Raw genomic sequence first — 7,408 nt, 5'->3', positions numbered from 1 at the left:
ATCCTGACGGCCGCCGAGCGGGTCCTGAGCGACAACCCGGCGGCGACGATGGAGCAGATCGCCGAGGCGGCGGGCGTGGCGCGCACGACCGTGCACCGGCGGTTCGCCACCCGGGAGGCGCTGGTCGAGGCGCTGACCGCCTGGGCGACCCGGCAGTTCCACGAGGCGGTGCTCGGCGGCAGCCCGGCCGGTGCGCCGCCGCTCGTGGCGCTCTACCAAGTCACGGCCAACGTGCTGCGGGTCAAGATCGGCTGGGGCTTCGCGATGAGCCGGAGCGCACCGGAGGACCCGGAGACCGCACGGGTCCACGCGGAGGTCCTGGAGCAGTGCGATCTGCTGTTCCGCAGGGCTCGGGACGCGGGCGTGCTGCGCCCCGACGCGGACCTGGACTGGGCCCGCCGGGTGTACTACGCGCTGATCCACGAGGCCGCGCACGAGCGCAGGAGCGCGGCGGAGGCGCGCGGCCCGGAGCGGGATGGAGCGGAGGGGGGCGGAGGGCAGGACGTCGACGCGCTCGCCACCCTCGTCGTCGACACGTTGCTACGGGGCGTGGGCCGGCAGGCCGGCGTCCTCGGCGGCTGACCCGCGCCGGGGAGACCGTTCGGACGGACCCGCGCCCCGGATGCTGTCAGACGGCCGCCGGTCTTCTGAGTTCGTAGCAGACGGCGCCCGTCTCGGCGAAGCCGGCGCGGGCCAGCACCTGCCGCGAGGCATCGTTGTCGCCGTCGACGCGTGCCCGCAGGGAGGCGACCTCCGGCTGGGCGAACGCCCAGTCGGCGAGGGCCCGTACGGCCTCCGTGGCGTAGCCCTGCCCGCGGGCCGAGTCCACGACGTCGTAGCCGATCTCGACGGCGCCGTCCCCGTCGGGCACAGTGTGGAAGCCGATGCCGCCCACGGCCAAGCCGTCGTCGGCGCGCACGATCGCGTACGAGCCCCAGCCCGGCCGGAACCGGCCCTCGTCCCGGGCCTTCACGACCCGCCCGGCCGCCCCGCGGGTTCCTTCGCCGGGCCCGCCGTCCGCCCAGGCGAAGCCGCCGGCGCCGCCCGCGTACAGGTCGTCCGCCACCCTCGGCGACACCTCGCAGAGCACCACGCGCTCGCCCCGCAGCGGTTCGGCGTACCAGCGCCACGCGCCGAGCCGGCCGAACCCGGGTCGCTCGGCGCGGCCGGTGGCCCACAGCAGGTCCTGCCATGCGTCGTCGCTGCGCGGGGTGTGCGGGAAGAGCCGGTCGAGGATCTTGGCGCCGAGCGCCGCGGGCCCCTGCCAGTCGGGGACGTCGAGCGCGCCGAGCATGTCGTACGTGTGCAGGAGCACTTCGAGGACGCCCATGGCGGCGAAGCCGTCGCCGCCCGCGCTGCCGAAGGGGTGCCAGGCCTTCACGTCCTCGGGGGCCGTCCGGACCACCGCGGACAGCAGCCCGCCGGTCGCCTCGACGATCCGGACCAGCCCCTCCGGGGTGGTGCCGGGGTCGGCGGAGATCTCGAACGGGACGTAGGCGTCGGTCGCCCGGCCGGTCAACTGCCCGGCGTAGGCCGTGAAGTCGCTGCCGATGTGCACCGCCGTGTCGTAACAGCTCCACTCGAGCCCCGCGGCGTGGACCGACCAGTCCCGGTCCGTCACCGTACGAAGAGACGCGGCGGTGAGTGCCACCGCCGCGTCGATGTCGTCTGCTCCCATGATCGTCATGGGCGCTGACCCTAAGTCGTGCGCGCCACGCGGGCTACCGCTTTGCGCCCCGAGTGTCGTCGAGCGAGGCTGAAAACGGTGGATGCACCGAGCCGCGCTGGGAGGCGGGGATGTCAGAGAGGCCGCTGGAAGGCCGGAACGTGCTGGTCATCACGACGAACCACGGCACGGAACAGGTCGAACTGCAGAAGCCGGTGTCCGCGCTGCGCGGGGCCGGCGCCCGGGTCACCGTGGCGGCGCGCACGTCCGACGACATCGAGACGGTGGTCTCGGACCGGCGTCCGGGCGAGCGGATCCGGCCCGACGCCACGTTCGCGGAAGTGTCGGCGGACGGCTACGACGCGGTGGTGGTGCCGGGCGGCACGGTGAACGCGGACCGGCTCCGGATCGACCACCACGCGCAGCGCCTCGTCTCGGAGTTCGCCGGCGCGGGCAAGGTGGTGGCGGCGATCTGCCACGGCCCGTGGCTGCTCGTGGACAGCGGGCTCGCCGCGGGCCGGGAGCTCACCTCGTACCCGACGCTGCGCGCGGACCTGTCGAACGCCGGCGGGACGTGGGTGGACCGGGAGGTCGTGATCGACGACGGGGGCGGGTACCGGCTGATCACCTCGCGCCGCCCCCGCGACCTGGACCGTTTCGCGGCCGCGATCGCGGAGGCACTGCGTACGGGCTGAACGAACCTGCCGGTCTGAGGGGGCTAGCGGCGCCAGTCGGCGGTCACGTGGCCGACGCGGACGCGCTGCGGGTGGTCGCCCACCGGCACCGAGGCGATCTTCCGGCCGGTGGCGAAGTCGATCGCGGTGATCCGGTCGGCGCCGCTCTCGGAGATCACGCAGGCCTTGCCGTCGCCGCTGACGGTCGCCCAGTACGGCTTGTCGGCGGGGATCAGGGGCCCCTCCTGGAGGGTCTCGCGGTCCACGACGGCGGCGTAGTCGTCCATGGTTCCGGCGACGCACATCTTGTCCCCGTCGGGGCTCATGGACAGGCCGTGGTGGCGCGAGTCGTTGACCCAGCTCGTGCGGTCCTCGCTGGTGGCGGGGTTCTTCGGCAGGGTCTTGACGCGGGTGACCTTGTCGGCGGCCACGTCGTACTCGACCAGGCCGTTGAAGAACGACACCTGGAAGTAGAGGGTGCGCTCGTCGGGCGTGAAGGCGACCGGGCGGACCGCGTCGGAGAGGTCCTTGCGGCCGAAGGCGTCCAGCCGCTCGCGCATGTCGATGGTGCGCACCGGGCGGTAGGTGGCGGCGTCGACGACGGTGATGCGACGGTCGCCCTTGGTGAAGTCCAGCCAGGGGGCGTCCAGCGCCGTGTTGACCTCGCCGATCGCCATGTTCCACAGGTGCCGGCCGTCGCGGCTGAAGACGTTCTCGTGCGGCTTGTCGCCGGCCTTGAACGAGCCGAGTTCGCGGCCGCTGCGGATGTCGAGGACGTGCACCGTGTTCGAGGTGGACGCGGAGACGGCGACCCGCTCGCCGTCGGGCGAGACGGCCATGTGGTCGGAGCGGAACCCGGAGACGGGGAAGCGCCAGTTGATCCGGCCGGTGGCGAGGTCGAGGGAGACCACGTCAGCGAAGCTCGGCCGGGAGACGACCACGGCGGTGCCGTCGGGGGTGGAGTACATGTCGTCGACGAACTGGTCGTGGCCCTCGCCCGCGCTCTCCCGGATGCCGAGGAAGAACGCCAGCTTCACCGGGTTGAGGTAGATCTCGCGGAGGCGCTCCGCCTTGTCCGGGATGACATTGATCCGGCCTATCCGGGCGAAGTCGCCGCGCGACGCGACGACGTCGGCGGTGCCCTCCCAGTTGTTGCCGACGAACATCACCTCGCGCAGCGGGGGGTCGGCCGCCGCCGGAGCGGCTCCCGACCCGGTGGCGGCGAGCACGGCGAGCACGGCGGCGATGCACCCGGCCGTCCGGCGGGCACGGCCCTGCGGTGCGGCAGACACGATGGTCCTCCCGGTGGGGTCCTCTTGTGGTTACTTTCGAGTAAGTAACCGGAACCGTAGGGAGGTCGGGGCCAGGTGACAAGACTCCTGCACGAACCAGTCCGGATGCGGCCCGTCCTCGCCGCCGAACCGAACGGCTGCCGCACCCGTGCGCCCCCGATGCGTACGGGAGGGAAGGGGCGGGCGGCGCACAGGATCGCTCCGGGTTCGCAATGTGCGAGACCCTGGACGTGTAGGGAGGCGTACGCCATGGCCGGCAAGGCGCGGTTCGACGACATCTACGACCAGCCCGACCCGCGGACGTACTTCCGGCGCCTCGCGCCGCTGGGGTACGAGATCCCGCACCACGCGCAGGCCGCGTTCCGGCGCGCCGCGGCCGGCCCGGGCACCGGGGCGGTGCTGGACCTGTGCTGCTCGTACGGCATCAACGCGGCCCTGCTCAACCACGAGGTGACGCTGGCGGAGCTGTACGCGCACTACACCGCCCCGGACGTCGAGCACCTGACGACCGCGGAACTCGTCCTGCGGGACAAACAGTTCTACGGCGCGCGGCGTCGCGCGGACGCCGTCCCGGTCATCGGGCTCGACATCGCCGGCCGGGCGCTGCACTACGCCCAGGACGTCGGCCTGCTCGACGACGCGTACGCCGAGAACCTGGAGCGCGACGCCCCGAGCGAGCGGCTGCGGAAGGCGATGGGCGGGGTCGGCCTGCTCACCCTGACCGGCGGCGGCAGCTACCTCACCCGGCGCACCTTCGACGCGCTGCTCGACTGCGCGCAGCGGCCGCTGCGGGTGAGCGCGTTCGTGCTGCGCACGGTCTCGTACGCGCCGGTCGCCGAGTGCCTGGCCGCGCACGGGCTGCGCACGGTCGCCGACGTCTCCCGGACGTATCCGCAGCGGCTGTTCACCGACGCGCGCGAGCAGGCCTTCGCCGTCGAAGCGGTCCGGGCACTGGGCGCGGACCCGACGGGACGGGAGGAGACGGGGCCGACGGGGCCGGGCCGGTTCCACACCGTCCTGTACGAATCCGGGCCCGCGGAGGCGTGGGAACCGACGCCGGGAGGGAAGAACTCCTAGCAGACGGGACCGGGACGCGGGGACGGAACGCGGCTGGGGAACCGGATGCCGAAGGAGGCCGCGGAGGTGCGGACGTTGGGAGCCGATACTGTCGTCGGCCTGCTCGTGATCGGCTCCGGGGTGGTGCTGATGGCCGCCGGGGTCGTGTGGAAGGGCCGCGCCGTGCGCCCCCTGTCGCGGGTCCGGGCCCGCACCGTCGACGCGCGCCTTTACCACCGGCACCTGCTCCGCGCCGCAGACCTCGCGATCGCGTCGTCGCGGGCCGCGGCGGGGCCCGGCGAGCCGGCCATCGTGACGGTGGACGACGTCCTGCGGGTACTGGACGAGCAGTTCGGCTACGTGTGGGTCCCTCACTGGCAGGCCCGCGACGCGCTGCGGCGGCAGTACGAGCGGGCCGAGTGCGCGCAGGACTGCGTGACGGACGCCTACCAGCAGGACGCGCGCCACTGACGGTCGGTGGGCGGGGGAAGGCGGACTCGCACTCGAGGGCGCACGGCCGCACGCGCGCCCGGCGCGGCGGAAAATGCCCGTTCGAGGGCCCGCTCCCGCTGCTACGGTCGCGCTCCACGGGGGCGGATGCGAGGCGTACGGGGGACGGTCATGACCGAGGACGAGGCGATCGAGCGGCTGCGGGAGCTCGCGACCGAGCGGCGCGCGTACGGCATGGCCGCCTCCGACCGGTGCATCCAGGCGGGGCTCGACGCCCTGCTCGCCGGAGTGGACTCGCCCTCGCTCGCCCAGCTCGCCGGGCTGACCCGGCGCGAGGAGCCGGAGGCCTCCGACCTCTTCGAGTCCGTCCTGGACGAACTCGGCCTCCGGGACGGGCTGCCGACCACGCAGGCCGAGGCCGAGTGGGCGCTGGTCCGGCGCATCCTCACGCGAATCGTGGACGGCACGCTCGATCCGGTCGCGGGGGCGGACAGGGTCTGGGACCTGGCCCGCCCCGGTAGCTCCTTCGAGACCGCGGTCAGGCCGATCGTGCACGGCTTCTCTCTCGCGTACGGCATCGACGCGCAGGACGAGCCGGCCCGGGTGGAGGCCGCCGGGGAGGAGATCCGTACCGCCGCACGCGCCCTGATGGAGCTGCCCCGGCCACCTGCCGCGTGACGCCGGAAAACCCGGTTGTCGTGACGAGCGGGCCTTCGACAGGATCCGGCGCATGAACACGACCTTCAACGCCTCGCTGCCGCTGATCCCCGCCGACCGTTCGGTGCGGGAGCAGCAGCAGACCGGCTGCCGTCGGAGGCCCGCTCCCGCGCACGCATGAGCGGGGCGCTGGTCGCCGGGCTGCTCGCCGGGCTCGGCATCGCCATGCCGGTCGGAGCGGTCGCGACCTACCGTGGCGGCTGCGTTCGCCGCCTCGGCCGGCTGGCAGCTGCTGCTCGCCTCGGGCGGCGCGCTCCTCGGCCGGTCGCTGACCGGTGACCGGGGACGGCTCATCACGGCGACGGCGTCCAGCGGGCTGATCGTGGTCCTCGCGGTCCAACTGCTCGTCACCGCAGCGTGAATCAGTGCCTGCTAGCCCTCCACGGTCACGCGGATCTCGTGCCGGCCCGTCGCGCCGTCCGGCATCGTGCCGACGCGGCGGGCCGTCTGGGTCTCGCCGCTGCCGTCGGTGGCGCGGACCGCCAGGGTGTGCTCGCCCGGGGTCGCCGGCCAGCGCCAGAACCACTGGCGCCAGGTGTCCGGGCCATCCGAGGCGGCGAGTTCGGCACGCTCCCAGGGGCCCTCGTCGACCCGCACCTCCACGCGTTCGATGCCCCGCCGCTGCGCCCAGGCGACGCCCGCGACGATCACCGTCCCGGCGCGGAGCCGGGCGGAGCCCCGCGGGGTGTCGATGCGGGACTGGGTCTTGACCGGGGCCTTGGCCGACCAGCCGTTCCGCGCCCAGTACGCGTCGTAGGCATCGAATGTGGTCAGCTCGATCTCCTCGATCCACTTGCACGCGGAGACGTATCCGTACAGGCCGGGGACGAGCATCCGGACGGGGAAGCCGTGGGTGAAGGGGAGCGGTTCGCCGTTCATCCCGAAGGCGAGCAGGGCGTCCCGGCCGTCCATGACGTCCTCGACCGGCGTGCCGATGGTCATCCCGTCCACGGACCGGGCCACGATCTGGTCGGCCGGGCCGCCCCGCGACGGAGGCCGCACCCCTGCCTCGCGGAGCAGGTCGGCGAGGCGGACGCCGGTCCAGCGGGCGGTGCCGATGTAGGGGCCGCCGACCTCGTTCGAGACGCAGTTGAGGGTGAGGTCGCGTTCCAGGACCGGGCGCTCCAGGAGGTCTTGGAATGTGAGCGTCAGGTTCTTCGTCACCCCTAGCCCGTGGACGCGCAGTCGCCAGGTGTCGGCGTCGACCTTGGGGACGAGGAGGGCCGTGTCGACCCGGTAGAAGTCCTTGTTCGGCGTGATGAAGGGGCTGACGCCCGCGACGGCGAGCTGCGCGCCGCGCGGGCGCGGCGGGGCCGGGACGTCGGGGCGGGGCAGCCGAACCGACGCCCGGGACGCCTCCGCGTCCTTGGAGCGGGTCGAGCCGAGAGCCCGGCCGAGCACGGCCACGCCGGTGGCGGCCACGGCCGTTCCGCCCGCCGCGACGAGGAAGCGCCGTCGGCCCCAGGCCGGCGCGCCGGGGCGGGTCACGAGGCGGCCGACCTGCCAGTACACCAGGGCCGCGCCGGCCGCCGCGCCCACCAGGGACGGCAGGG

General features: G+C 73.9%; 8 protein-coding genes and 1 pseudogene. 6 read left to right on the top strand and 3 right to left on the bottom strand.

Annotation, left to right across the window (positions count from 1 at the left end):
• Positions 1-582, top strand: a 582-nt coding sequence (locus tag VIU94_RS43780; RefSeq protein ID WP_331921160.1) for a TetR/AcrR family transcriptional regulator, incomplete at its 5' end; no start/stop codon positions are given.
• A gap of 46 nt (positions 583-628) precedes the next feature.
• Here the strand turns inward: VIU94_RS43780 and VIU94_RS43775 are convergent.
• A complete protein-coding gene (locus tag VIU94_RS43775; protein ID WP_331921158.1) occupies positions 629-1,687 on the bottom strand; it encodes a GNAT family N-acetyltransferase in 1,059 nt (352 codons plus the stop codon).
• Between the two features lie 110 nt (positions 1,688-1,797).
• Between VIU94_RS43775 and VIU94_RS43770 the strand changes: the two genes are divergently transcribed.
• Positions 1,798-2,361 carry a DJ-1/PfpI/YhbO family deglycase/protease gene (locus VIU94_RS43770; protein WP_331921156.1) on the top strand — a complete coding sequence of 188 codons (564 nt, stop codon included), beginning with the start codon at positions 1,798-1,800 and terminating at the stop codon, positions 2,359-2,361.
• A 23-nt stretch (positions 2,362-2,384) separates the two neighbouring features.
• On the opposite strand, the gene VIU94_RS43765 is transcribed toward VIU94_RS43770, so the two are convergent.
• Positions 2,385-3,632: a YncE family protein gene (locus VIU94_RS43765; RefSeq protein WP_331921154.1), complete on the bottom strand. Its 1,248-nt coding sequence runs from the start codon at positions 3,630-3,632 to the stop codon at positions 2,385-2,387.
• Between the two features lie 249 nt (positions 3,633-3,881).
• Between VIU94_RS43765 and VIU94_RS43760 the strand changes: the two genes are divergently transcribed.
• The 4 genes and pseudogenes from VIU94_RS43760 to VIU94_RS43745 form a co-directional block, all read left to right on the top strand.
• The gene (locus tag VIU94_RS43760; protein ID WP_331921152.1) at positions 3,882-4,709 is read left to right on the top strand and encodes a hypothetical protein; all 828 of its coding nucleotides are present in this window, start codon (positions 3,882-3,884) and stop codon (positions 4,707-4,709) included.
• Between the two features lie 66 nt (positions 4,710-4,775).
• Positions 4,776-5,159, top strand: coding sequence for a hypothetical protein (locus tag VIU94_RS43755; protein WP_331921150.1), 384 nt, complete (start codon positions 4,776-4,778; stop codon positions 5,157-5,159).
• A 150-nt stretch (positions 5,160-5,309) separates the two neighbouring features.
• On the top strand, positions 5,310-5,816 hold the full coding sequence (locus VIU94_RS43750; RefSeq protein WP_331921148.1) for a hypothetical protein: 507 nt from the start codon (positions 5,310-5,312) through the stop codon (positions 5,814-5,816).
• Positions 5,817-6,048: 232 nt separating this feature from the next.
• Positions 6,049-6,216, top strand: a pseudogene (locus VIU94_RS43745) (lysine transporter LysE); the annotation flags it as partial.
• Between the two features lie 11 nt (positions 6,217-6,227).
• Here VIU94_RS43745 and VIU94_RS43740 read toward each other — a convergent pair.
• On the bottom strand, positions 6,228-7,408 hold a 1,181-nt coding region (locus VIU94_RS43740; RefSeq protein ID WP_331921146.1), incomplete at its 5' end, for a molybdopterin-dependent oxidoreductase.

The sequence above is a fragment of the Streptomyces sp. genome (assembly GCF_036566765.1).
Lineage (GTDB): Bacteria > Actinomycetota > Actinomycetes > Streptomycetales > Streptomycetaceae > Streptomyces.
This window is presented reverse-complemented; position numbering and strand designations above follow the sequence as displayed.

What these genes read in the sequence shown, in the direction of transcription:
- VIU94_RS43770 (WP_331921156.1), top strand. Translation starts at nt 1,798, where the DNA reads ATGTCAGAGAGGCCGCTGGAAGGCCGGAACGTGCTGGTCATCACGACG.
- VIU94_RS43775 (WP_331921158.1), bottom strand. Translation starts at nt 1,687, where the DNA reads ATGACGATCATGGGAGCAGACGACATCGACGCGGCGGTGGCACTCACC.
- VIU94_RS43760 (WP_331921152.1), top strand. Translation starts at nt 3,882, where the DNA reads ATGGCCGGCAAGGCGCGGTTCGACGACATCTACGACCAGCCCGACCCG.
- VIU94_RS43750 (WP_331921148.1), top strand. Translation starts at nt 5,310, where the DNA reads ATGACCGAGGACGAGGCGATCGAGCGGCTGCGGGAGCTCGCGACCGAG.